The 25,384-nt window shown below is 40.6% G+C and carries 16 protein-coding genes; 10 read left to right on the forward strand and 6 right to left on the reverse strand.

Features of this window, described 5'->3' with window-relative positions; translation table 11 throughout:
- Positions 1–3: 3 nt before the first annotated feature.
- Together tamL and B5X76_RS04250 are read left to right on the forward strand one after the other, a co-directional pair.
- Complete coding sequence (gene tamL / locus B5X76_RS21615) at positions 4–2,310, forward strand: translocation and assembly module lipoprotein TamL (RefSeq protein ID WP_139375197.1); 2,307 nt, start codon at positions 4–6, stop codon at positions 2,308–2,310.
- A 117-nt stretch (positions 2,311–2,427) separates the two neighbouring features.
- On the forward strand, positions 2,428–3,504 hold the full coding sequence (locus B5X76_RS04250) for a sensor histidine kinase (protein ID WP_079641517.1): 1,077 nt from the start codon (positions 2,428–2,430) through the stop codon (positions 3,502–3,504).
- Positions 3,505–3,614: 110 nt separating this feature from the next.
- Here B5X76_RS04250 and B5X76_RS04255 read toward each other — a convergent pair whose 3' ends face one another.
- The 3 genes from B5X76_RS04255 to B5X76_RS04265 all read right to left on the reverse strand — a co-directional run bounded on the left by B5X76_RS04255 (position 3,615) and on the right by B5X76_RS04265 (position 6,905).
- Positions 3,615–4,205 carry a L,D-transpeptidase gene (locus B5X76_RS04255; protein WP_079641519.1) on the reverse strand — a complete coding sequence of 197 codons (591 nt, stop codon included), beginning with the start codon at positions 4,203–4,205 and terminating at the stop codon, positions 3,615–3,617.
- Positions 4,206–4,280: 75 nt separating this feature from the next.
- The gene (locus tag B5X76_RS04260; RefSeq protein ID WP_079641521.1) at positions 4,281–5,318 is read right to left on the reverse strand and encodes an AI-2E family transporter; all 1,038 of its coding nucleotides are present in this window, start codon (positions 5,316–5,318) and stop codon (positions 4,281–4,283) included.
- Between the two features lie 369 nt (positions 5,319–5,687).
- Complete coding sequence (locus B5X76_RS04265) at positions 5,688–6,905, reverse strand: DUF763 domain-containing protein (RefSeq protein WP_079641523.1); 1,218 nt, start codon at positions 6,903–6,905, stop codon at positions 5,688–5,690.
- 622 nt (positions 6,906–7,527) lie between these two features.
- Between B5X76_RS04265 and B5X76_RS04270 the strand changes: the two genes are divergently transcribed.
- The 8 genes from B5X76_RS04270 to B5X76_RS04305 all read left to right on the forward strand — a co-directional run bounded on the left by B5X76_RS04270 (position 7,528) and on the right by B5X76_RS04305 (position 18,980).
- Positions 7,528–8,106, forward strand: a complete 579-nt coding sequence (locus tag B5X76_RS04270; protein WP_176140986.1) for an RNA polymerase sigma-70 factor — start codon at positions 7,528–7,530, stop codon at positions 8,104–8,106.
- A 129-nt stretch (positions 8,107–8,235) separates the two neighbouring features.
- Positions 8,236–9,225 (forward strand): FecR family protein, encoded by a 990-nt coding sequence (locus B5X76_RS04275; RefSeq protein WP_079641527.1) that lies wholly within the window; start codon positions 8,236–8,238, stop codon positions 9,223–9,225.
- Between the two features lie 50 nt (positions 9,226–9,275).
- The gene (locus B5X76_RS04280) at positions 9,276–12,590 is read left to right on the forward strand and encodes a SusC/RagA family TonB-linked outer membrane protein (RefSeq protein WP_079641529.1); all 3,315 of its coding nucleotides are present in this window, start codon (positions 9,276–9,278) and stop codon (positions 12,588–12,590) included.
- Between the two features lie 11 nt (positions 12,591–12,601).
- On the forward strand, positions 12,602–14,059 hold the full coding sequence (locus tag B5X76_RS04285; RefSeq protein ID WP_079641531.1) for a RagB/SusD family nutrient uptake outer membrane protein: 1,458 nt from the start codon (positions 12,602–12,604) through the stop codon (positions 14,057–14,059).
- 35 nt (positions 14,060–14,094) lie between these two features.
- Positions 14,095–14,856: a DUF4843 domain-containing protein gene (locus B5X76_RS04290; protein ID WP_079641533.1), complete on the forward strand. Its 762-nt coding sequence runs from the start codon at positions 14,095–14,097 to the stop codon at positions 14,854–14,856.
- An 18-nt stretch (positions 14,857–14,874) separates the two neighbouring features.
- Entirely contained in the window at positions 14,875–16,347 is a 1,473-nt protein-coding gene (locus B5X76_RS04295) for a PKD-like family lipoprotein (RefSeq protein WP_079641535.1), read from the forward strand.
- 2 nt (positions 16,348–16,349) lie between these two features.
- On the forward strand, positions 16,350–17,609 hold the full coding sequence (locus tag B5X76_RS04300) for a thioredoxin family protein (protein WP_079641537.1): 1,260 nt from the start codon (positions 16,350–16,352) through the stop codon (positions 17,607–17,609).
- Positions 17,610–17,663: 54 nt separating this feature from the next.
- Positions 17,664–18,980 (forward strand): redoxin family protein, encoded by a 1,317-nt coding sequence (locus B5X76_RS04305; RefSeq protein WP_079641539.1) that lies wholly within the window; start codon positions 17,664–17,666, stop codon positions 18,978–18,980.
- A 146-nt stretch (positions 18,981–19,126) separates the two neighbouring features.
- Here B5X76_RS04305 and B5X76_RS04310 read toward each other — a convergent pair whose 3' ends face one another.
- The 3 genes from B5X76_RS04310 to B5X76_RS04320 are packed head-to-tail and all read right to left on the reverse strand — an operon-like array spanning position 19,127 to position 25,177.
- Positions 19,127–20,239 carry a thioredoxin domain-containing protein gene (locus B5X76_RS04310; protein WP_079641541.1) on the reverse strand — a complete coding sequence of 371 codons (1,113 nt, stop codon included), beginning with the start codon at positions 20,237–20,239 and terminating at the stop codon, positions 19,127–19,129.
- Between the two features lie 11 nt (positions 20,240–20,250).
- The gene (locus B5X76_RS04315) at positions 20,251–21,669 is read right to left on the reverse strand and encodes a RagB/SusD family nutrient uptake outer membrane protein (RefSeq protein WP_079641543.1); all 1,419 of its coding nucleotides are present in this window, start codon (positions 21,667–21,669) and stop codon (positions 20,251–20,253) included.
- Positions 21,670–21,673: 4 nt separating this feature from the next.
- Positions 21,674–25,177 carry a SusC/RagA family TonB-linked outer membrane protein gene (locus B5X76_RS04320; protein ID WP_176140987.1) on the reverse strand — a complete coding sequence of 1,168 codons (3,504 nt, stop codon included), beginning with the start codon at positions 25,175–25,177 and terminating at the stop codon, positions 21,674–21,676.
- Positions 25,178–25,384 lie beyond the last annotated feature (207 nt).

A 25,384-nucleotide genomic window follows, 5' to 3' on the forward strand; every position in this document is an offset into this window, starting at 1 on the left:
ACCATGACCAAAAAACTTTATAAACTATTTTATTATCTAACCATATTTATAATTTTTGGTGCTTGCAATCCCACAAGATATCTAACCCAAAATGAAAAACTATTTAATGCGGCCAAGGTATACATTCAACAGGATAGCTTTCCGAAAGATCGGAAGGAGGCTTTTGAAACCCATCTCCAAGAGTTGATTCGGCCCAAACCCAATAAAAAGATTTTGGGTATACGTTATAAATTATGGTTCTGGAATCTGGGCGGCGGCCCGGATAGTACCAATAGCGCAATTAAGAAATGGTTAAAGAGAAGGGGAGAGGAGCCGGTTTTATTACAGGATGTTAATTTAGAATACAACGAAAACTTGTTGCGTAATCGTATGGAAAATCTAGGTTTTTTCAACGCTTACGTAACTTCGGATACAATCGTGAAAGGCAAATATGCAGACGTACATTTTAATGCTTTTCCTGGTAAAGTATTTCGTATTTCTAAAGTGGATTTTGAGGTTGATTCACAGCGTATCGGTCAAGATATCATCTCTGCTAAAGAAAATACATTATTGAAAACGGGAAATAATTATAACCTCGATGTTATTCTTAAGGAGCGGGAGCGTATAGATGACGATCTGAAAAATAAAGGATATTACTATTTCTCCCCCGATAATATATTAGTCGAAGTCGATAGTAACAGGCAAAATCAAAAAGTAGATATGTATGTCACTATCAAGCCCGAGACTACCGATAAGTCCCTGTCGCCTCAGCGCATTGGTAATATATTTGTTTACCCCAATTATACAGGCGCCGGCGGTAGGGCAGATAGGCGATTAGATAGTGTTAGCTCACACCACAGAGACGGTTTACACTTTATTGATCATCAAAATACATATCGGAAATCTGTTCTGGCCAATCATATTTTCTTTAAAAAAGGAAATCTTTACACACGCGAAGATCACAATATGACCCTACGCCATTTGGTCAATCTAAATACATTCAAATTTGTTAAAAATAACTTTGTAGATAGTAAAGATACTGCAAACCGCTTGGATGTTTATTATTATTTAACTCCTCTGCCTCGTAAGTCGTTACGTTTCGAGGTATTGGGAAAAACCGCCTCGGTCTACAACGGCACGGAAGCAAATATAAATTGGACATTGCGTAATGCGTTCAAAGGATTTGAAACACTGACACTCTCTGTTTTTGGAGGTTATGAGGCACAGACCGGGGGAAATATAGCGCTCAACTCAAATTATATCCGATATGGAGCTGAGATAGGCATCAGTTGGCCCCGCCTATTATCACCTTACAAATGGGCACCTTCCTTACGTTTTATACCGCGTACGTACGCTAAGGCAGGTTATGAGTTTTTGAATAGACGAAATGCCTATACTTTAAATTCACTGCGTCTCAATTATGGCTATCAATGGAAGGAAAATGAACAAAAGGAACATGACCTTGCACTTGCCGAGATTATATATGTGAGGCCTAGTAATATTTCGGACACATACCGCGCACAGATGGATACTGTGCCTACGTTACAGCATGTGGTAGATCGACAGTTTTCTTTTGGACCCAATTATACATACACCTTTACCAATACCATGTTGGAGAGCCGTAAACATACCTTTTATCTCAAGACCGGCGTCAATACATCCGGCAATGTACTTGGGTTGATTCAGGGAGCTGATTTTAAAGATGGAAATATTAAACGGTTATTTGGCACTGCCTATGCGCAGTTTCTCAAGGCAGAGATTGATTTCAGACACTATATAAAATTTTCGCCGAAATCGCAGCTTGCTTCACGCCTTATGATTGGTACTAGTTATTCTTATGGAAACTCTAGGTCACTCCCTTATTTAAAGCAATATTTTACGGGCGGTCCGAATGGCTTGCGCGCTTTCCGCGCACGCTCCGTTGGTCCGGGTTCTGCCGTACCACAAAATTTAGGCAGTGATAATTTTTTTGCTGATCAGACAGGCGATTATAAATTAGAAATAAATACAGAATATAGAGCACCGATCTCCGGTATGTTTCATTGGGCAGCTTTTGTAGATGCAGGCAATGTATGGTTACAGCGTGAGGACGAGGATAAAATGGGCGGGAAGATTAGCAAAAATTTTTATAAAGAGTTAGCGGTGGGGGCTGGGCTAGGTTTACGGCTCGATCTAAATTTCTTATTGCTCCGACTGGATGTCGCCACGCCATTACGTGTTCCGTACCGTGAACAAGGCGATCGATGGGTAGTTAAATATATGGATATAAGAAATTCAGAATGGAGGAAAGACAATTTAATTTTTAATCTGGCAATAGGATATCCTTTTTAAATGTATCCTTACCGAGAAAGAGATTGAGACTAGTTTTTAGCTATAAGTTCTTTTAAAGATCGCGCTGATTTAGAGATTTTAATATATTAGCGTAGCTGTAAAAAATGGAGAGAAAACATGGCGTTACATAGAAATCAGGACGTACTTCGCAACACTATCGACAGCTCTTTGGATATGATCCAGGTGTTTAGGGCAGTGCGGAATGATAAAGATGAAATAGTGGATTTCATATGGATCTTAAATAATAAAGCTTCAGAGAAAAAATTTGGTGATGTTATCGGCAAAAGCTTACTTACGCTGAACCCCGGGGTGGTAGAAACGGGGATCTTTGAAACTTTCAAAAAGGTGGTGGAAACTGGTCAGCCTGATGAGAGTATTAGACATTATGTCCATGAACAATTTAACGGGTGGTTCCAACAATCATCTGTCAAACAGGGAGATGGGGTAGCGACTACCACACGAGACATCACCGCATACAAAAAAGGAATAGAAATGCGGATATCAGCTGCACGTGCTGCAGAAAGACGGATTCGTAAATTAGAAGCGGAGCAGCAACGGGAGATTTTCAGGGTATCGTTAAGCACTTTAGAAGAAGAACGTAGGCAGATTTCCGAGCGACTTCACAACGGTATCGGCCAAATCCTTTACGGAATTAAAATAAGTATGTCAGCGCTTCATTACGGTTTAGATGAAAGTGTTTTTAAAAACGCGAAGTCATATACCGACAAGCTTTTAAAGGATGCTATCGACGAAACGCGTCGAATTTCCCACGAACTTATGCCCATTAACTTGGAACAATTCGGACTTAAATCTGCGATTGAAGAAATTTGTGTCGAATTGTCAGGTAGCACGACGTTCAAATTTAATATTAAAGGTCCATACAAAAATATCGAGAATTACTTACAGCTTGCTGTCTATCGTACAGTTCAGGAATTAATGCTCAATGTTATTGAGCACGCGCATGCTACACATTGTAGTATTAATGTTGAAGTTAATCGAACAGAGATTTTAATCGCTATAAGTGATGACGGGCGAGGAATAAATATTTTACAAACACAGAAGGCAGACTTAGGATTGACAAGCATCCTTAGCAACATCAAATTACTAAATGGCGATGTTCATATTAATGCAGCACCTAGGGGCGGAACTGTCGTTAACATTACGATTCCACGAAGTGAAAGTATAATTGTTTAATCTTTAGCCAAGTCAAACTTCGCTTTTCCTTCTGTGTCATTTAATGTACTTTCAGAATTGACAAAAATCACTGTCTCTTTAGTATTAAATCTAAAAGAGACAGTAGAGTTTTAGCGCATATTTTTTAACGGTATTTGCTTTTCCAATTTCACGGATTCCATTTTTGTGGAGTCATTCAATACATTCTTAAACCACTCTTCAGACTTTTCTGTTCCAGACTTTTGCATGAGCAATTTACCCAGTTCGATTACATCGTCGTTGGCCATCCGAACCGAACCGTGCGATTCTGCATTACCCAAAGATTGGATATCTTTTGTACCATGTATAGTATAGGGCATTTGGTATACAATACGTGCCCGGCCCATAGGATTACCATTCTCTCCCGGCTTTTTATAGCTTTCGGATTTTGCCCAATCGCTTTCCGGGGGTGTCCAGTCCGGATTCCAATCAATCTGATGAATCTGAAAATCACCCTCTGGAGTAGGATGTCCTTCTTTACCTACCGCTATAGAAAATTTTTTTAGCGTATCGGTACCATCTAGCACATATAGTTGTCGTTGCGAGATACTAATAAGAACATGCGTACTGTCCTTCGATGTTTTTTCTTTACTACTGACTTCCTTCTTAGCGGATCTTTCCCCGCAGGATGCACTTAGGAGGGCAAGGGCAAGAATGAAAAATTTGCTTTTTGTTTTAATCATATGATAATTTATTTATTTAAGTAATCTTTATTAAAAGTATCCGGTAATCCATCGTATTATCAATCACCGTTTTCACTATTTTATTTTTTTGTCACTACCTATTAGATATCCTATGGGTTGTAATGCTGGCACCCGGTCGCATATTATCTTAATTATGCCTGCACAGGGTATTGCTATTACCATACCGGGTATGCCCCATATCAACTCAGCTATGACCAAAGACAAAATAGTAAACAGCGCATTTATATTCACTTCGTCCCCTACAATAAGAGGTTCTAATAGATAAGTTTGCACAAATTGTACGAATGCATATATACCTATCACGCCCACTATAATTCCCGTCTCTCCCCCTTGTGCCATTACCCCCAGTAGCGTTATGGCCGTACCCGTTAGGTTACCTATAAACGGGATTAACTCTAACAATCCACATATAATTGCAAAAAAGAAAGCATTTTCCACACCTATTGCTGTAAAGCCGATTCCGTATAGGATCCATAGGGTTAATATCATCTTTGCAAGACCGATAACATAGCTAGCTGCCACCGTACTTGCCGAGTCTACGATTTCCAACGTGCGTTTTGGATTGTCTGATTTTGTACTTTTAAGCAAAAATGCCTTTATTCGCGAGCGATAGAACAGAAGCAAATAAATATATACCAAGACCAATATAAAGTCTACTAGCATTCCAAACAACGTAGAAATTATTGACGTGCTACCTACATCCGTACCGTTTTTCATCTGATCTTCCACGATCGCTTTTTGGCGCGCTTCGTCAACTCCCACTCTATTTTCTATCCAGGACTGTAATTTAGAAACCATACCGCCCATGTTTTTTTTCATATCTACCAGCTGTTCGGCAAAGCTTTGTAATTGCCAATTCAATAAGAATATAATTCCTGAACAAATTACCAATAGACACGCAATAGCTATCAAAGCACTGGCCCATCGAGGCATTCCTTTCTTTTCAAAAAAAGTGGAAGGGCCTAAAAATAACATCGCTAAAATTCCGGCCATCGCTAGCGGTGCCAATACCTCTTTCCCAAAGTATAAAATTGTTATAGAAAGAACAGTGAACAGAATGATCTGTGTCCCTTTAAAAAGTGAATTAGTCATATTTTTTGGTCAATTTTTTCAAATTTCTATGGCCTTTTATCAAAGAATTTATTGTTTTACCTTAAAACAGCGATATCACTTTTAAGTTCATCTCGATTTTTTGTGAAATAGAAACTGAAGTTTAAAAGCCTTTCTACTCGATTGGGAGCGAGTAGATTACATGTTGAAAATACTTGTGTTAATTTTTAATAGTTAACACATAGCAGAAGAATTAAGCAGTAACTTACAGACAATCTGGAATGTGCAGGCTGGTACGAGCGCTGGCGTTAGTATCCTAGATAATTCAAGCGGGTAGTGCGAACGAATTTGGTCGCCTAATGGCTTGCTTTAGCTATTAACCCTTAAAAGAAGTATCGAAAGTACCCACTACTAAGAAAATAAAGATAATTGTTGTCCGTTTTGAGGTTGATTAGGCTTCTTAGCATCACCCATTACCGTCTTCCCTCCATATTTCCAAGAGTCTCTTCTTTCTTGTTCGATAACTTGTTGCACATCAAACTGAGGCGTAAACTGTTGTTCTGCCTGTAATACGATTTGGTGAAGTTTCTGTATCGTTTTTAGTTTGTCGGTATTCCCTAACTTCGACTTTTGTATACCATTGTGCAGTATTTTAATTCCCTCATCATAGACTTTGATCGGTACAGGAAATGGATGACCATCTTTTCCTCCATGTGCGAAAGAGAAACGCGCCGGATCATCAAAACGGCATGGGGCGCCGTGTATGATCTCGCTGACCAGTGCCAATGACTGCATAGTCCGCGGGCCCACTCCTTGTAATAGAAGAAGGTCTTCAAATGTATTGATATCAGCTTCCCGGGTGACATATAGTAATGCTCCTAGGCGCTTTAAATTGACATCTTTGGATTGTATGTCATGCCGCATGGGCATCTGGAGATGGCGTATTTCTTTCAGAACCCGTGAGTGGTCATCTTTTGATAAGGATAGGATACCCTTGCGGTTTTGAGTAGCTTCCGAAGCAGTCAGGTTTAAAATACGTCCTTTCGAAATACCGCGTATGCCACTATGGGGGGCATCGACGAATGACTTCAGGTTTTCGGAGTGCCAATGATAGCGTCGTGCCGTCCCGTCATACTCATGCATGCCCTGCTGGACAACAGCCCAATTCCCCTGGTCAGAAACAACAAAATTGTGAAGGTACAACTGATACCCATCCTGTATAGCGCTATTGTCTACTTTGGCGATTAGTTTGCTTGCGCGGACAAGGCTGTTACCATCTATTCCTGTAGCATGTGCTATCCGTTGTATCTCAGTCGGGGTATTACGGGACAATTTTCCTTTACCTCCACAGATATATATTCCGAGTTGCCTAGCCTGGGGATTTATCGCTCGTTTCAGTGCACCCATTACGGATGTGGTGATACCGGATGAATGCCAGTCCATACCAAGTACAGCTCCAAAACTCTGGAACCAAAAAGGGTCGGCCAGTCTTTTCAATACCTCATCTTTTCCATAATCGCTTAATATATTTTCGATAATAGAAAGTCCGAGAGCAGACATACGTTCGTAAAGCCAGCTAGGTACTTTGCCGTAATGTAATGGAAGATCTGCTGTGCCGGACTGCTTCATGTGTGCTAATTTTATTAGTACAAATCTAGCGTTATTTTTCTTATGATTGACAGGCGAGTTGAAAGATGTTTTGAAATATTTTAATTTTCATTCGGAATTTTTACGAAGTCAACTGTAATCTAAAATAGGAATAAAATTGTTGTACACCCCAGTTTTGCTTGGTAGCTTCTTTTAAATAATACTTTCACGTATTAACATCAATATCCCTCGTAATAGTTCGAATATGAGACCATTCCAATTTGGTGCACGCGTGTGCCAAATCTTCCCAAATAGGAAAATTCGGATAACATTTACGGATATTTTGCAATGTACGAGTATTGAATCAGTTCTCTCTACCTAGATGTCCTGCTGTTTAAGATATTTAATCCGCTAGTATGTTCACGTCATGATATAGTAATCTTATGTCAAGAGTTATTATGTTTTCCTACAAATCATTCAATTATAAAACAATAAGATATAATTCGGTCTGTACTAATTCTTTCTATGTGTAGTTGTTTTACAGATTGATTTTTAAGAATATTTTAATTTTCAGAATTAATTTAAGAGTTTTGACGCGGATAGTATACTATCCTTCTTAGTTATATGCATAAATTGCGTCTGATGAGTTTTAATAAAGTTGGTTGTGGATAAAAATAATAGTGTTAAATCAGATCTAAATCTTTTAGCTGAGCTCCGTGACGGTAGTCAGGAGGCACTATTGGCGATTTATGACCGCTATTACGATAAATTATTTTTTTACGCTTCAAAAGGCTTGTCCGATAAATTCATTATTGAAGACCTGCTCCAGGATACCTTTACGTATATATGGGAGAAGCGAACAAAGCTGATCCTTACCCATTCTTTAAGTACTTATCTTCACACCATTGTTAAATATAAGGTTTTTCAGCAGATAAAGAATACTTTAAATCGAGAAGAGGGGCTTTCCCGATTTGGTGAGCATCTGCAACAGACAAAAGAATTAACTCCTCATCAATTGTTGGAAAATAAAGAAGCCCTTAAATTTCTTTATTTTAAGTTAGACGAATTGCCCGAAAAATGCAAGGAAGTATTTATATTGAGTCGCATAGATCGACTCTCGCATAAAGAAATAGCTGATAAACTAGGTATCAGTACAAAAACTGTAGAAAATCACATTACCAAGGCTGTAAAGATTCTAAATATTTCAGCTAGGGTTATCTTCATACTTTTCTTTTCAGAGTAGCTAGCTTTTTAAAGCTATCGCACTGTCTTTTTCTTCACTTCGTAATTCTATTAGTTTTTAAAAAAAAAATCACATTCGAGTAGGGGATTTTCCACCCTATGTTATACTAATGTTAAAAAATCATAAACCGTGGAATCACAAAAGTTAATAGAACTCATTGAAAAATATGAGATAGGAACTATTACGATAGAGGAACTATCTATATTAGAAAACTATTATTCCTCTTTAAATGAAGGAGGTCATCTTAACGTTGATTATAAACGTAAAGCACAAATCCGTTTACTAATTGAAGAGTCGCTTAATACTTCATCTATCAGAAGTTACCCTTATTGGACATATGCTGTTGCTGCCTGTTTACTTGTATTTCTGAGTTTAGGAGCTCTTTTATTCAAGTTCAACCTTTCTTCATCTTGGTCGGATGACGTTGTGACATTGTCTTCAGATGCCACTGATCTAGTCCAGCAATACACAACGAATAAAGAAAATCGAATTGTTGTATTACCAGATGGAACCAAGGTCACTCTTAATGCGGGTAGCCAACTTATTTATGATAAAGAGTATGGTCAAAACAATAGGACAGTTAGGCTAGTTGGCGAGGGGTATTTTGATGTTAAACGAGATACACTTCATCCTTTTGTTATTGAAGGGGTCAGTTATAACATACGTGTTCTAGGGACTACCTTTAATCTGAAAAATTACGTTGGCGAGATCTCTGAGACAAGTTTGATTAGCGGTTCCCTCGAAATTCTGGATAAGAAGACACATAAAAGACAGGCTCTGCTAAAACCACTACAGAAATTTGTAATGGACAAAAATCAGCTTTTAGCACATAGCAAAGTGGAGAATATGGTTCCTGTAGTAGAAGCCAGTAATACGATCATTGGAGAAGTCGCCTGGATAGAAAACCGTCTCGTATTTCAAAATGCCAAAGTAGAGACCATTCTCAAAGATCTCGAGCGCGCCTTTGATGTCAAGTTTGAAGTGCGTTTGACAGAGATACTTGATCATCGGTTTACGGCAACCTTTGAAGATGATTCTTTGGATAATATTTTAGAATCCCTAAAATATGTCAAGAATTTTAAGACTAAAAAAGAGGGAAATAAAATAATCATTTATTAGAATAAACACTCAAAACTAACTTACAAATACTCACCTTAATTATTGAATACATGCACAGATTAATTGCAAAAAGAGCATTGGTTCACCTTGCGTTGGCTTCGTGTGTCTCGATACCTATTCCACAGCTAGTAAAAGCTACTACGCTTCAGGTACGTGATATGGGACAGAAGATGACTGTGGAGCAGTTGCTTAAGAGAATTGAGCAAGAGACAACGTACCGATTTGTTTACGAAAAGGACATTGCAGACCAGCCGATCCTCTTTGATGGAAACTTTCAAAGACCAATACAAGAAATATTAAATGAAAGTCTGACCAAGGAAGGGCTGATATTTCAGTTATTTGGTAAGAATCTTATATCAGTCCGTTTAAAGAATCAGGCTGCTCAGGAAAGAGTAGTCCATGGTTACGTTACTAATGAAGATGCAAAACCATTAGTTGGCGTTTCTGTGCAGGTTAAGGGGGGAAAAAGGCCCGATACCAATGCCGTAACTGATAGTCAAGGCTTTTTCACAATAGTCTTAGGGGATGATGATCAGGTACTTAGATTTAGCTATGTAGGGTATGAGGACTACGAAGTAAAACTAAGCAACAAAAATAGTATTGCTGTCACTCTTGTTTCCAAAGCAAAAGATATTGAAGAAGTAGTAGTTAACGGTATATTTACGCGAAAGAAAGAAAGCTTTACTGGCGCCACATCCTCTTTTACCCAGGAAGAAATACTGAAGGTAGGCAATCAAAATGTGATCAAGAGTCTAAGTAATCTTGATCCATCATTTCAGCTGCTTCCTAATCTTGCAATAGGATCAGACCCAAATCAACTGCCAGATATTCAACTACGTGGACAAACTGGTTTGCCCGACCTCTCCGGCGAGTATAGGACCAATCCCAATCTGCCACTGTTCATTTTGGACGGTTTTGAGACCACACTTCAAAAGGTTGTGGATCTCGATGTTTATCGCGTCAGTCGTATCACCTTATTAAAGGATGCGGCTTCCAAAGCCATATATGGATCACGTGCGGCTAATGGGGTTGTGGTTATTGAGACTATTAAACCTACTCAGGGCAAGATGAATGTTTCTTACAATAGTAACATCAACATTGAAGCCCCCGATCTGCGGAGTTATAATTTAGTAAATGGTCGGGAAAAACTCGAAGTGGAGCGTCTTGCGGGATTCTACGCAGATGCTGATCCTCTCCAACAGCTTCGCCTTACCAGGGCCTATAACGAAAATCTAAAAGCCGTAGAAAGCGGTGTCAATACAGATTGGCTGGCACAGCCCCTACGCAATGGAATCGGTCACCGCCACTCCTTGCGACTGGATGGAGGAGATGATTATTTCCAATACGGGGTGGATCTATTATATAACAATATTGCAGGAGCTATGAAAGGGTCAGGAAGATCTGTTGTGGGAGGAGCCATTAGCCTGAGCTACCGCTATCAGAATTTTGCGTTCAATAATATTTTGACGATAAACCACAATAAGTCCACCAACTCCCCATATGGAGAGTTCTCTCTGTTTGCCAGGCTCAATCCATATGTGTCACCTTACGACAGCCGGGGCAACATTCAGAAAGTTGCCAATTTCTATCCGGGTGAAGCTGGTTCTTCAAGGCAGTTGACTAACATATATAACCCCCTTTGGAATGGAACAATCGGTACCAGAGACTTTTCCCGATATACAGATATCACCAACAATTTCAGTGTAGACTGGCGCCTGACCAAGGATCTACGTATCAACGGACGGGCCAGTATTACCAAACAGGATAATGAGACTGATCGCTTTCTCCCTGCCGAACATACCAGCTTTGCCGATGTTGCCGACCCGCTGCGCAGAGGTAGCTACAGTAAGGGCAATGGTAAGCTTCTGGATTTTGTTGGTAATGTCAATGTAAGTTATCTTAAACAGATTAATCAGCATTATATCACTGGTAATGCAGGTTGGGACCTCAGCAGTAATAGTAATGAGAGACTCGGCTATATTGTTGAAGGATTTATGAACGAGAATCTTAGTTTTCCTTCCCTTGGGCTACAGTATCAGGAAGGATCCAAGTTGAGTGGTGCCGAGAGCCTCGTCAGGGATATGGGCGGCTTTTTATCAGCCAACTATTCGTATGATGACCGTTATCTCGCTGACTTTTCCTACCGTCTTACTGCCTCTTCGCAGTTTGGAGACAATGAGCGTGTGGGACGGTTCTGGTCCGCTGGTCTAGGATGGAATTTGCATAGAGAATCATTTGTAGGCCAACTCGGGCTGTTTGATGAATTAAAGTTAAGAAGCTCCTTAGGTTTTACTGGCTCCCAAAATTTTAACTCTTTTCTGAGTATGACCACCTTCAATTATTTTCAGGATAATACCTACCTGGTCAATAATGGAGCGTATGTCATAGCAATGGCCAATCCTGATTTGAGATGGCAACGCAAGAAAGATCTGAATGTGGGACTGGATATGAAAGTTTTTCAAAGCCGCACATCATTAACCGTTGACTATTATCAAAGTCATACAGATGGACTATTGTCTGATGTGAGTTTGCCGCCATCTGCTGGGTTTAACTCGTTTAAAGCAAACCTTGGTAAGGTCAAAAACGAAGGTATCGAAGGCCGGATCAGCCACCGCATATTCAATAATAGGACCACTGGCAATTATCTGAATGTGTATGCCACATTCGCAAGCAATAAGAACACACTTCTGGAAATATCCAATGGCTTGGAAACATTTAATGAGAAGCAGGACGAGATTATAGGCAATACCCCTGTTGTACGTTACGTCGAAGGACAGTCTCTCAATACCATCTGGGCGGTGCAGTCCCTTGGTATCGATCCATCCACAGGTAGAGAGTTGTACCTCAAGAAAGATGGGACGCAGACCTATGTCTGGTCAGCAGCCGATCAAATTGCCGCAGGCAATGATCTCCCGCGGTACTATGGAAATGTAGGGTTAGATTATCGAGTTCATGGCTGGCAGTTCAACGTTGGGTTCGGTTACCGTTTTGGCGGACAGATGTACAACCAGACCCTGTTGGAAAAGGTTGAAAATGCCAATATCTTATACAATGTCGATAGGAGAGTGCTTTTGGATAGATGGAGACAAGCGGGAGATATGTCTTTCTTCAAGGATATCGCCAATAGTGATCTCACCCAGCCAAGTACACGATTTGTTGAGAAACTTAATGAGTTCTCGATGACATCAGTGGGTTTTACCTATGAGTTGGACAGGTTGGCATCGGTACGAGCAGCTGGTTTTAAGAGATTGCGCGTAGGATTAAATAGTAACAATGTGTTTGTAGCCTCATCTGTACGGATCGAAAGAGGTACCGAGTATCCTTTCGCACGAACCTATTCATTCACTTTACAGGCTATGTTTTAATTTCAAAGAAAATGAAAGTATTGCAAATATTTAAAAAAGTCAGTTTCCTACTATTTCTATCAGGACTATTGGTTTCCTGCGAGACATGGACTGACGTAAAACCACAGACTCAAGTCGAAGAAGAATTATTCTTTTCAAAGGAGTCCGGATATAAGGATCTGCTTGCTGGCGTATACATTAAGATGGGAGACCCGGCATTGTATGGTCGAGAGCTAACCTTTGGTGTTAGCGATGTACTAGCGCAGTATTACGATCTCTCGTTGGAGCCCAGCCGCGAGAATCAGACCTATCAGCGGGCTGAGAAAGCAAATTATGCCGATACAGAGGTCCGTAAATTGATTGATAACATTTGGAGCAATGGTTATAATGCCATTACCAATCTCAACCTCTTGCTACAAAAACTGGAAAACGCAGACCAGAGTATCTTTCAGGAAGGTAATTATGATATCATAAAAGGTGAAGCATTAGGGCTGCGGGCATATGTCCATTTCGATATGCTACGTCTGTTTGGAGCCTCTGTTAGATCTGGGGGAAATGCGGCTAAAGCCATTCCATATGTCACGGCGTATAAAAATCAGGTTACTCCCCATAGTACCCATGCCGAGGTAATTGCCTACATATTGAATGATTTGAAGCAGGCCCGTAGTTTACTGGCACAGGATCCTATTGTCACAGGTCGGCCTATCACGTCAGATCACGACAATGGTTATTTAATGAGCAGATCACTACGATTCAATTATTATGCCGTGCGGGCACTAGAAGCGAGAGTGCATCTTTGGGCAGGTCATACTGAGGATGCATTGATTGCCGCACAGGAGGTCATATCGGTTGCCGAGACCAAGTTTCCTTGGGTGCAGAATGCACAGCTTACTGGCACAGAGAATAATATAGACCGCACCTTTACCTCCGAGTACATTTTTGGACTTTTCCAGAACAAAAAGATCGAAAATATAGAAGGCTATATCACAGATCAGGCTTACAATTTTCAACCGTTAGCTATTACTACAGGTACGCTCAATACGATTTATCCACTTGCAGAATCAGGAGCAGATATTCGTCGGATTTATTTAACGCGTACAGTGTTCGGGCAGATATACTTTGCTAAAATGTACCAGACCACCCAGACAAATCCGAGTTTTGCCAATCGCATGCCGTTGATCCGTATTCCAGAAATGTATTATATCGCTGCTGAAGCATTGATCGGTAGAGATAATGCCACTGCGGTCGGTTATCTGGAAAAGGTACGAACGGCGAGAGGCGTGAGCCGTCGTCTCTCTATAGATGTTTCCAATACACAGCTTGAGACAGAGATCGCTCTGGAATACCGCAAAGAAATGCCTTCTGAGGGGCAGCTGTTTTATTACAACAAAAGACTCAATAAAACAAGTGTTCCCGGCTATAGTGGTAGCTACAATACACAGTATTATGTGTTGCCTCTTCCATTAAATGAGATTGAGTATGGACGATAATCAAATAGATATAAATCTTTAAACAGGTAGTTTTTATGAATAGGTATACATTCCATATATTTTCATTAAGCATTCTTTGCCTCCTATGCGGGTGCAAGAAAAATGATCAGAGCCCATTTTTTGACGGTGTTCCCGCTTTGAGTATTTCCGGGGAGAGCAGGCAAGGGATTATCTCTGACTCGCTCGAGTTTTCGTTTGGCGTACTCAATTCCCAGATTACAGATTCCGTAATCAATCTGCAGGTGCGGGCGATCGGTGTTCCTTCTGGCGCCGACCGTGACTTTCTACTGGCTATTAATCCAGCACAGTCCACCGCTATGCCTGACGAATATACTTTCCCATCACATTTTGTGATACCTGCAGGGCAGGTATCAACCACCATTCCTGTCCAAATAAAGCGTAGCGAGCGCATTGAGTCGACAGAAGCCAAGCTTGTCATCGAGGTAAAAGAAAACGCCAACTTTATTCCAGGACCGCGATTAGAGGTCGCCGGGCAACCGACATCGGGGCCACGCTTTACATTAATCTGGACCTCGCAGCTCACCAAGCCGGCCGCGTGGGATGGTTTTCCGTTTGCAGCCTTATATTTCTGCCTGGGTGATTACAGCAAGACCAAGCACCAAATTATAATCGATGCTACCGGGATCACTACCTACGACGATGTTATGGCTGTCTCTGATACCTGGTATTACATCTATAACAAGTGCATCGAGTGGCTGGATAGCTATAATACTGCTCATCCCAATGCTCCGCTGCGGGATGAAAACGGAGAAATTGTTGAATTTCCCAATTTTTAATTGATTAATGTATTAGACATGAAAAAAAATATAGCATCGATATGTTTTCTATTAATAGGTCTGCTCTTTCTTTCCAGATGTAAGGAAGACACCGGCAATTATGATTACATACAGTTACCTGCTTTTTCGATAGATACTGCAGGTACGGGTGTCCTTTTGGCAGAGCAGAGTAGTATCTTATCTATTTCTCCTAAAATTAATTTTGAAGGAAAGTCAGAAACATTGTCTTTCCTATGGCGTATCTATTTGCAGACCGGACGAGGGGTTATCGATACACTTTCTTCCAAACGTGATCTGGCCGAGCCTATTGCGAGAAACCCTGGACTTTATATGGTAGAATTACAGGTAAAGGAATCCGTTCATGGCATTACTGAAGTAGCAGTCTATCCCCTAGAAATAATTGAACAGGATGCGTTGCCGGCAGGCCTTTTAGTCTTCGAGCAGACCGGTGCTGTCACTGATCTGAGTCTTATTTCCTCACCCACTTTTATTTCCGGCAATGGTGTTTCCGAGCGCGTTATCCATGAACTGTTACAGACGTACAATCTGGAGAGTTTGACGGGAGTTCCTATTCAGGTCCAGCAAAAAGGTCGCGAAGTCATTCTGTTGACATCAGATGACATGCTCTCGGTAGGTGTTTCCAGCTTTAAGATCAACCGGCATTTTGCCCAGTTCTTCTTTAATGCCGCCGATGCGCCGAGTGTGGTAGATCCCAGGTGGGCGATTACAAATGGAAAAGCATTTGTCAACGGCAAGGACGTGTACCGTGGCGCGGGCACACTTTTCAATGCTAAGATTATTCTGCAAGATGGCAAGGGATATGAAGCAGCGCCCTATTTGGTTGCAAGCTCTTACAACGATTTTTTCTATGATCAATTAAATGGTAGATACGTATTGATGACAGAGGGTTCCATCATAGGACAGCCCTTTACCAAGAAAGGAGACAAATCTCTTTTTAGTCCAGAGCGTACAGAACGAAAGATGTTGTTAGGAGCGCGCGGCTATCCTGTGGTGTCAGACTATTATGATGAGATTATTCTATCGTCTTGGGGGGTATTTGGCGACCAAGTGGCGGGAGATCGGCGTTATCTGATGGCTCTAAATGAAGGCAGCGGCCCGTTGGCCAATGTTGATATTTCTAATGCACCGGATATACAAACTGCGAAACTGCTGCGGGTCGGAGACAAAAATTCTTTTTGTCTCTATAGCAACGGGGGTGCGATCCGCCATATCCAGGTCGATATGGTTTCAGGTACATCAGCTACCTATTCTGATGCAGGATTTGCGCCTGCCAATGGCGAGATCATTACAGCGATGGAGATCGTAAAGCCAGGCAATACGCTCCTGTTTGTTGCCACTTGGAATGAGGCTAGCAAAGAAGGAAAACTGCACCTCGTCCGGATGAACGAAGTATCCGGTAAACTTTCAACGGTGATAAACACGTGGACTGGCTTTGGCAAGATTCAGGCTATGGGACTTAAAACACTATAAATATGGATATCGTAGCTCTTAAAAGGAAGATAACTACTATGGTCTGGACTTTATTGTTTCTGATCGTCGTCCAGACAATGGGGGTAGCACAAGGGATAACATTCTCCAAATCGGATAATTGGAAGGAGGTGGTTGATCAGGCAAGGTCCGAAGGTAAGTTTATTTTCGTGGATTGTTATACCACATGGTGCCATCCCTGTCGCCTTATGGCTGCTCAGGTATTTGCCGATGATAGCGTGGGCAGTTTTATGCGTGATAAGTTTATCTCAGTCAAGTTGCAGATGGATTCCACCAAGACCGATAGTGATTTTGTTAAGAGTTGGTACGTTGATGCAAAGCATATCGGTAGTACGTATGAAGTCAGGAGCTATCCGACGCTGCTTTATTTTGACTCGGATGGGCAGATTGTACACAAAAGTGTCGGTGCAGTTCCGATTCCGGAGTTTTTACGCATCTCTTCCAGTGCATTAGTTCCACAGGGACAATACTATACCTTATTGCAGCAGTTATCTCAAGGAGATCGATCTAGAGAAACGTATATTCATGCCTTTACAGCAGCTCTTGGTGCCAACGAGGCTGGACGCGCAGATAGCCTGTTTCGCACCTTTTGGAGTCTATGTGATCAGACAGACAGACGTAGTTCTCAGGTGTTGTCCCATGCTGCCAAGTTTGTACAGTCTACCAGTGATTCAGTGTTTACCGATCTTTTGGAGGGTGTTGAGGACAATGTTGCCGGTGCCGACGTCAAGCGTGTGGTGAAGAAGCTGATTGCTGATGAGGTCACTACATTTCTTACTCGAGATGTGGAGAAGCCTGACTTTGGCGAAATCGACAAGCTGATTCAACGGAAGTATCCCGCCTTTGCACAGGAGGCATTGGTCAAATCCAAGCTAGCATATCATCAGGATAGGAGCGAATGGCGTCAATTTGTAAAGATAGTAGACGCCGAGAACAGCCGAGAGGAGTCCAGTCTTGCTTTTGACGAGCTGATGAATTATGCTTACATGGTTTTTTACCATTGTGGCGATAAAAAATCTTTAAAAACAGCAGAAAGTTGGCTTAGTACAACCGATTCACGAGATGCGCTTTCTGCTGCGGTTATCCAAAGTTTGCTCCAGTATAGACAGGGAGAGCGGGCAGCAGCTATCACCTTAATGGGCAGTACGATATCGAAACTATCAACAGCAGGAGGAGAGCAGCCAGAGCTGCAGCAGATGCTGTCTCGTATGACCAAAGGCGAGATGCTTTGGTCACCGGAATAACGTTATAGAGTGACATATAATTATATACATATTTTATTTAATCACGAACATATTATGAAGATAAGAGCATTAGCATTGGTTTTATATAACGTTTTGGCATCTACGACGTATGCGCAGTCACATGACGAAAATAACGATAACGGCGTAACCTTTGGTGTGGGTACTGAAGTTACTACATATCCTCAGGTTACATGGCTGAAAGGAGAGCCTATCCAGACATTTGATAAAGAAAAGACCTACATCGTTGAGTGCTGGGCTACGTGGTGTGGTCCATGCTTAGCCGCTATCCCACATCTGAATGAACTGCACCGTACCTATGGAAAGGATATTGTTATCATCGGTCAGAGTAGCATGGAGAATGATTTCAAAAAAGTGGAAAATTTTGTCGAGAGCAAAGGAGACGATATGGCTTACCGTGTCGCATATGCTGGCGGTGCCAGCAGCGACTTCTCCAGACAATGGCTTATTCCTGGGCGGATCAATGCGCTTCCCCATACCATAGTCATTCAGAATAACAAGGTCATATGGATGCCTCATCCCAACGAGCTGACGACAGAAGTGATCGAGATGTTGATCAACAGGACATTTAGTCTGCAACATCTGGAGCAGGCACGCAAGCAGGACCGCATGACAATCGTGCGTGGGTTGATCCGTTCAAAAGATTACGAAAAGGCTCTATCCGTGCTAGATACGCTGCTGTCCAAAGATCAAGACAATAGAGAAGCTATGTCTACTAAGAGTACGGTGCTGACACAAATGGGACGATACAGAGAGGCGGTAGAGTTGTTGGAGGTTAAACATGCGGATGCCCTCTATTCGGATATCTCCTACCGTCTTTACCAGACATTGGACCAGGGGGGGGACACGGTCAAACTGAAAGCACTGATTGAGCAGGATATTGAGAGAGGATTGCAGGATGCAGAGGCACCAATACTGGATATTGTTTCCGAAGGCTATAGATTATACGCTAGGGAAGGGGACAGTGAAGCTCTCGCTGATTTTGTGCGCCGCATCACCAAAAAAAGTACAACGTCCAATCCTTTATTGGCGCTTTTAGCAATTAGTCCCTATTACCCTATTTCCGATAAGGATGGACAAGTAGCAACAGAGCTTTTTAAAACCGCAGACAAATTTTTCGGTATCAGCCAAATGGAGCTTTATTATTTATATAAAGTAGCCGGTATGTTTTGGGAAAAGGGACACCGTAATATGGCCTGTCAGGTTGTAGAAAAGTCTATAGCGGCCGGAAGGCGGGATAATTTGCCTAAAAACAGAATAGATGCTACAGCTACTTTGTTGCGGCAAATGCAAGGTGGCCAATTTCCCTCCGAGGAAGATATTAGGAAACTGATGGAGGAAGCAAAGCAATAGGTTTAAGATTAAATCAGTTGGCTTTTTTTGTACAAAGCTCCATTATGCATGCATATGGAGCTTTGTTGTTTAATCGGATTTTGTTAACACTTCTATTATGTCACAATCCTTGAGAATATTCTATATTATTTTGATTCTTTAAAGAGTTATTTTGATTTTCCTTGTTTATAAACTTCTAATTTGTTTTTATATTCATCCAATGTGTCTTTTGTGACTGTGCCCGCCATTGTGCTTTCATTAAGAGCGTTTTCAGCGATCTCGATTGCCTTTGTTTGACTTTTAATAGCCTTCTCAAAATGGTTGGCTTTTGCATAGCACGTTGCTACAGCATCTGCAACGAGCGGGTTTGTAATTTTCTCTATGTCATCAAAATTATCTGCTGCCCAAAGATATGTGGCGCTAGCCAAACCGTCGACTTTATAGATTTCTCCAAGTATAATTGCAGAACTCAGATCATCTGATATTATAGACTTTTTAGCAAATTCGATAGCTTTATTTTCATCTACTTCGGTTAACAATGTTTTAAATTTAGTCAAATCCATTATTTTTTTGAAGTCAGGTTTATCGGCCGCTAATTTATCCATAAGAACAAATGCCTTTTCAAAATCTTTAGCTAGTAATGCTTCTTGTATTGGATTGAAAAGAGCCATCTGGGCTTCCATAAATTCACGTTCTTTTTGGGCGGCCTTATCAGCTTCTATTTTGAATGCTTTACTATCAAAGCTTCCATCAAGTACTTTAGGAACAATAGAATCTAGCCCACTTGGATGTCCCACCCAAACAATTCTTCCATCTTTAACTACGAAGCTTGCTGGTATACCATTTTGACCAGCAGCTTTGAGCCAATTATTTCCCATATATTGTTCTTTGTCATCGACAATTACTGTATAACCCATATTAGTATCATTAGCCTTTACAAATTTTTCAACTGCAGGAACCACTGTTTCATACGATTCGTCTTTCTGTACTTTTTCCCATACATTCACGCCTACAAACGTTACTTTTCCATGATATTGTTTTTGCAACTCTGTAAGGTGTGGCATTGCTGCTTTGCACGGGCCGCACCAGGTGGCCCAAAATTCCATAACATAGACCTTTTGTGGATCAAAGGTTTGAAATTGTGCACCTTTTATCCATTTTGAAAACCTGATTTCGGGTGCGGTGTCACCTACGTCTAGTTTGTTAGTGTTCTGACCAGAGGTAATATTTATAAATAGGGTGCTAATTGACACTATTAAAAGTATTCGTTTATATATCATTTTTATATTATTTAGTAATTTTGGTTAAGTGTTTCATTAAATTGTGTAGCACTTTGTGGAAATGGTAATATCCATAGTGGTGAATCAGGCTTTAATATATAGGTCTTGCCATTTATTGTTCTATGGATAGTTTCTGCATAGATCCCCTCGCTATTCCATCTTTTGATATTGACAAAGTTTCTCCAGGTGAATAAGAACTCGATTCGGGATACCTTTTTGAGATGAGCCATAGCGAGGGCTTCGTCACTTGCTGAAAGTGGAACATATACAGCTGGGTCAATTCGCCGTACGCGGATTTTTTCAATTTCAGCTATGCCTTCTGCTATCTTATTTGTTCTTATCAAACACTCAGCTTTCATTAGGACGAGATCTGAAACCGTTAGACCAGCGCTGTTAGATTCATAAAGCAAAGCGATCCAGGCAGGAATGTTTTGTAAGCCTACATATAAAAATCCAAACTGGTAATTATAAACATTAGTCCTATCTTTAATAATATTTCCAGGTTCGTAGTAATCACTTAAAATTTCATAAGAGGGTGTAAGTATGGACGGATCAATACTATTGGAAAACGCATAAAATAGATTATCAGGTGCTTCAAGACCAGACCTTGTTAAAATTCTTTTTTCCAGTACAGGTTCAGCCAACAATGGTCTATGATCTTCTAAAGTGCTGTTATACTTTAGTGCTTCATTTGTTGCTATGAGTGCTTCATTATAGTTACGCATAGATAAAAGTATTTTAGCCTTCACCGCATAGGCGAATCCCTTACCTACTCGCATGCTGTTTTTAGGTTTATCAGGCAGCGTATTTAATGCTAAAGCAGCTTCAATATCCCCCAAAAGATTTTCATATACCTCCTTTACAGTATTTTTAGTATTAACCTCTTCAAAGTTTATGTCTTTGACATAGGGGATGCCACCATCAGTGGCTGCAGTACTTGGATCATAGGCCTTAGCATACATATTGACCAAGAGGTAGTGCATGAAAGCCCTTAACACGTAAGCTTCAGCTTTCAGTTGTGTTAATAATTTTTGATCACCTTTTGCACTATTTGCATTCGTCAATACAATATTAGCGACCATGGCGATGTTTTTGTAAAGACCATCATAGCGACCATCGGTCGGGGTCAGTGCTGCCCGATCAGCAGTTTCATCATAGGTCAGCAATACCTTGTCCATAGTGACTACATTCGATGATATCACATTTGGGACATTGTAAGCCAGAAGATACATGTCATTTGCTATCAGTGAAAGACGATTCATATTAAATGTACTCCCAGAATACTGTACGTTGAGCAATTGGTCAAGATCCTCTACCCGATCCAATAGGTTCTGTCCCTTTGGTACAAAGTCCGTATATTTTGCACAACTGATAACTGTGCTTAGTAGCAGTATGCTACATAAACTATATATATATAATCTTGTTTTCATTTTTTTAAAAATTAGCGTTGACACCAAATACAAATGAAGTCGGAATAGGTGCGCCACCTGTCTCCGGATCTATATGTACATCGTTCTGTTTTATCCATATTGATTTGGGATTATTAAGTTGGAGACGTACCCTTAAGTTATTAGCTCTTACTTTCGAACTAATCTGTTGTGGGACTGTATAACCAAATACAATGTTTCTGATTTTGATAAAATCGGCCTTACGAACCAGATTGTCCGAATAATAGTATTGGTTAGTAGCAGGGATTTGATAAAATTCACCACTTCCAGGTACATCTGTATCTTTATTAGTAGGCGACCAACTTTCCAATAGATAGGATGGCAATGAACCATAATTAGGCATCTGGTAGGGTAGTGGTACAGGTCTAGCTCTAAAATGATGCCCTCCATAATATATGGCATATATACCAATATCAAAGCCTTTGTATGAAAAATCGTTGTTAAAGCCGATATTGACTTTCGGGTCTTCACTACCCGAGTATACGATAGCTTCAGCCTCTGTAGGCCCGAGAGTTGTTTTTGTAGGAATACCAGCAGTATTAAACCATTGGGCCATACCCATATCATCCAATCCTGCAAAGCGGAAAGAAAATATTGAGTTTACCGGATATCCAACTTTGTAAGAGCCTCCCCCAGCCAATGTAATTGGATTTCTGGTCAATTCATCCACTTCGATAATTTTGTTTTTATTCCATGCACCAGTGAGCTGAGACGTCCATCTAAATAAACTTTCTGATCTCATCCAATCATAACTAAGACTGAATTCGATTCCCTTGTTTACCATGCTTGCATTGTTAATAATCATTGAATTGAAACCTTCTGAGGGGTCCATTCTTTTTAAGGCAAATAGATCTGTTCCTTTCCGATGGTACCAGTCTAGTGTCCCTTTTAGACGGTTGTCAAAAGTTGAAAAATCAATGCCTACATTTGTTGTTGCTGTTTTTTCCCAGCGCAATTGATCATTAGGTGGGTTTGATACTGTAGCGTTCGGAAGTTGTGTCAGATTATTCGTTCCCGAGGTCGCGGCTAAGCGCGCTGTTACATTTTTAATATTCCCTGTTAAACCGTATGATGTTCTAAGCTTTAAATAGTTAATCCAAGTGTAAGACTTTATAAAATCTTCATTGGATACGACCCAAGACGCCCCCATCGACCAAAGAGGTTTTCCTCGATAACGCTCGTCTCCACCGAAAAGGTCTGCATAATCCTTACGCAGAGATCCAAATAGATTATATTTCTGTTTGAAGCTATAGGTGAGATTGGCATAACCTGAGGCAAATCGATGCATTTCGTCCCGCTCTAATCCCATAGTAGATAGTTCTTCAAAGAAGTGGTATTGTCTTGTTGGGTAGTTCATATTCCAGAATGTCCCCATGTTTCTGTTGAAAAGGTCATTAAAGTTCACATTGTTTGTAAACTGAGTCTGAAGCTGGTCATCATATCCCAACAAAATTCCATGTTGGCCATAATTACGAGTCTGACGTATCTCAAAACCTGCTAAAGCTATAATTCGGTGATCCTCTAGACTGCGATCATAATTAGCTTGCATACGAGCGGTGTAGTTAGGACTTCTTATCGCTGAGGTATTCAGTTTACCTCCTTTAGGCAGCATTGCACCATAGGTTCCGTCAGTTTTAGTGTACACATTTTGTAGCCAGCGCATGGTATAACTTTCCGCTTCCGAATATCCCGATATATCCGTTCGAATATCTTCATACTGAAACATAGGACTCAATATAAGTCCTTTTATAGGTCTGATATCCATGTTTACATAGTAACGAGTATGAAGAGAAGAGGTGTTCTTAAAGTCACGTTCCAGTTCATCTAGATGATTAAATTCTGCCGAATACAGTCCCGGAATAGTCTCAAATATATTGTTGTATGCGTTAAATCTATTTGTAGTGTAATATGCCCGGCTACCGTCTTCGTTTAATAATCTATAGTATGACGGAACATTAAATGGAGTAGTTGCAAATTGGCTGTTATGTGCTCTGGTTTTTCCAATTACACTATTCACACCATAATTAATATCAAGCCATTTATCAGGTGTATACGTACCTTTGTAATGAAGATTGATCCGTTTATCAAAAGCATTGATAATGCCTTGATTATTGGATGTATAGTTGATGACTAAATTATTTTGTGTTCGTCCATTGTTGGTCCGCAAAGCCAGATTATACTGTTGCCCAATTCCCTTTAATAAAGCATGCTCCCGGTATTCTTTAGCAAAATCATTTTGCCTGTAGCTGTCTAAAACAGCGTCCAATTGTGTTTGTGAAATTTCATTTTTGGTGAACTGGTAATAGCCATACCGTATAGGCGATATGGGATTACCTGTGTTTATATCGCTCTCCAATTGATTTATGGGGTTAGCAACAGAGCCATTACCTCCCGAAAACCACCACTTATAATAGTTACTTTCCCATTCTACTTGTTGACTGGGGGTCATATAATTATTATAGCTATAATCAGGTTTTTGCGTTAAAGTCAGGTTTGCGGCAGCTTCCACAACGGTTTTTCCTTTTTCCTGAGCATTTTTAGTAGTGACCACAATGACCCCATTAGAAGCTCGGGCACCATAGATCGCGGCGGCGGCTGCATCCTTCAGTACGCTTATACTCTCCACATCGTAAGGATTCAGGTCGCTGACAGATCCTTCAATAGGGAGTCCATCGACAACGATCAATATATTTGCATTTGCATCTAGTGTGCTTACACCCCGTATGCTGGCTTTGCCCTGATACTGGACCAAACCAGGTACCACTCCTTCAAGATTTTCCATGATATTCACGGCGTTTCTTCTGCCAAGTTCTTTGCTACCTATAGTGGTCACCGATCCGGTTACGTTTTCTCTGCTTATTTTCTGATAGCCTGTATTTACAATGGTGATTTCCTCCAGGTTTTCCGTCAGCGGCTTCATGTGTATTATCAAATACTCCTTCTGCGCCAGTTGGCCGCTTGTGACAGTAGTTTCATTTATTTTATATCCAACATAAGTTATTTCCAGAATATCACCGATTTCCAGTCTTTCAAAGCGAAAAAATCCTTTGTTATCTGTAACGGATGCCAGAGTGCTGCCTTTCACTTTTACGGTAGCTCCAATAAGAGGAGTTCCTTTCTCATCGATGACAAGACCTGCTAATCCCTGTTGGCGAATGCTGTTATTACTCTCTAAGTTTTTCGTGGATGAAGCCATTACACTTTTAGTTATCACAACAGATTTGCCCTCTAAGGTGAAGCTTAACCCATGTTCTTTTGAGATGAGTTTTAATACCTCTTGTAGGCTTACATTTCTAACCTGGATATTTATTTTTTTTGATACCGAGAGTGCCTCTTTGTCCAAAAGAAAATCAAAGCCTGTTTGTTGCCTTAGTTGTTTTACAACAGTCTCGAGAGTGGCATTTTTTTCCATTATAGTGACGTTCTGTCCATAAGAGCTTGCGTAGCTGTGAACAAATAAAACTGTCATGAATAAAAAAGTAAATTTCATAATTAATAACATTTTAGGGAGCCATGGTCTATAGCGCCGCAAGTGCATCAAAGCATTTTTTTTCATACTTTTGTTTTGGGGTTTAATGATTAGTAATAATTCAGATTAATTTATCAGAACAGGTGAATAAACTGACAGCGGTATTTAACCCTACTAGCCGTAAAGTGGTAGCACACTTTGCGGTTTTTTGCTGTCAGGATTTAATTT

The sequence above is a fragment of the Sphingobacterium nematocida genome (assembly GCF_900168125.1).
Classification (GTDB): Bacteria; Bacteroidota; Bacteroidia; order Sphingobacteriales; family Sphingobacteriaceae; genus Sphingobacterium; species Sphingobacterium nematocida.

Bases quoted from the DNA above. Each gene is read 5' to 3' on its own strand.
- tamL (WP_139375197.1), top strand. From the start codon at position 4: ATGACCAAAAAACTTTATAAACTATTTTATTATCTAACCATATTTATA.
- B5X76_RS04250 (WP_079641517.1), top strand. From the start codon at position 2,428: ATGGCGTTACATAGAAATCAGGACGTACTTCGCAACACTATCGACAGC.
- B5X76_RS04255 (WP_079641519.1), bottom strand. From the start codon at position 4,205: ATGATTAAAACAAAAAGCAAATTTTTCATTCTTGCCCTTGCCCTCCTA.
- B5X76_RS04260 (WP_079641521.1), bottom strand. From the start codon at position 5,318: ATGACTAATTCACTTTTTAAAGGGACACAGATCATTCTGTTCACTGTT.
- B5X76_RS04265 (WP_079641523.1), bottom strand. From the start codon at position 6,905: ATGAAGCAGTCCGGCACAGCAGATCTTCCATTACATTACGGCAAAGTA.
- B5X76_RS04280 (WP_079641529.1), top strand. From the start codon at position 9,276: ATGCACAGATTAATTGCAAAAAGAGCATTGGTTCACCTTGCGTTGGCT.
- B5X76_RS04285 (WP_079641531.1), top strand. From the start codon at position 12,602: ATGAAAGTATTGCAAATATTTAAAAAAGTCAGTTTCCTACTATTTCTA.
- B5X76_RS04290 (WP_079641533.1), top strand. From the start codon at position 14,095: ATGAATAGGTATACATTCCATATATTTTCATTAAGCATTCTTTGCCTC.
- B5X76_RS04295 (WP_079641535.1), top strand. From the start codon at position 14,875: ATGAAAAAAAATATAGCATCGATATGTTTTCTATTAATAGGTCTGCTC.
- B5X76_RS04300 (WP_079641537.1), top strand. From the start codon at position 16,350: ATGGATATCGTAGCTCTTAAAAGGAAGATAACTACTATGGTCTGGACT.
- B5X76_RS04305 (WP_079641539.1), top strand. From the start codon at position 17,664: ATGAAGATAAGAGCATTAGCATTGGTTTTATATAACGTTTTGGCATCT.
- B5X76_RS04310 (WP_079641541.1), bottom strand. From the start codon at position 20,239: ATGATATATAAACGAATACTTTTAATAGTGTCAATTAGCACCCTATTT.
- B5X76_RS04315 (WP_079641543.1), bottom strand. From the start codon at position 21,669: ATGAAAACAAGATTATATATATATAGTTTATGTAGCATACTGCTACTA.
- B5X76_RS04320 (WP_176140987.1), bottom strand. From the start codon at position 25,177: ATGAAATTTACTTTTTTATTCATGACAGTTTTATTTGTTCACAGCTAC.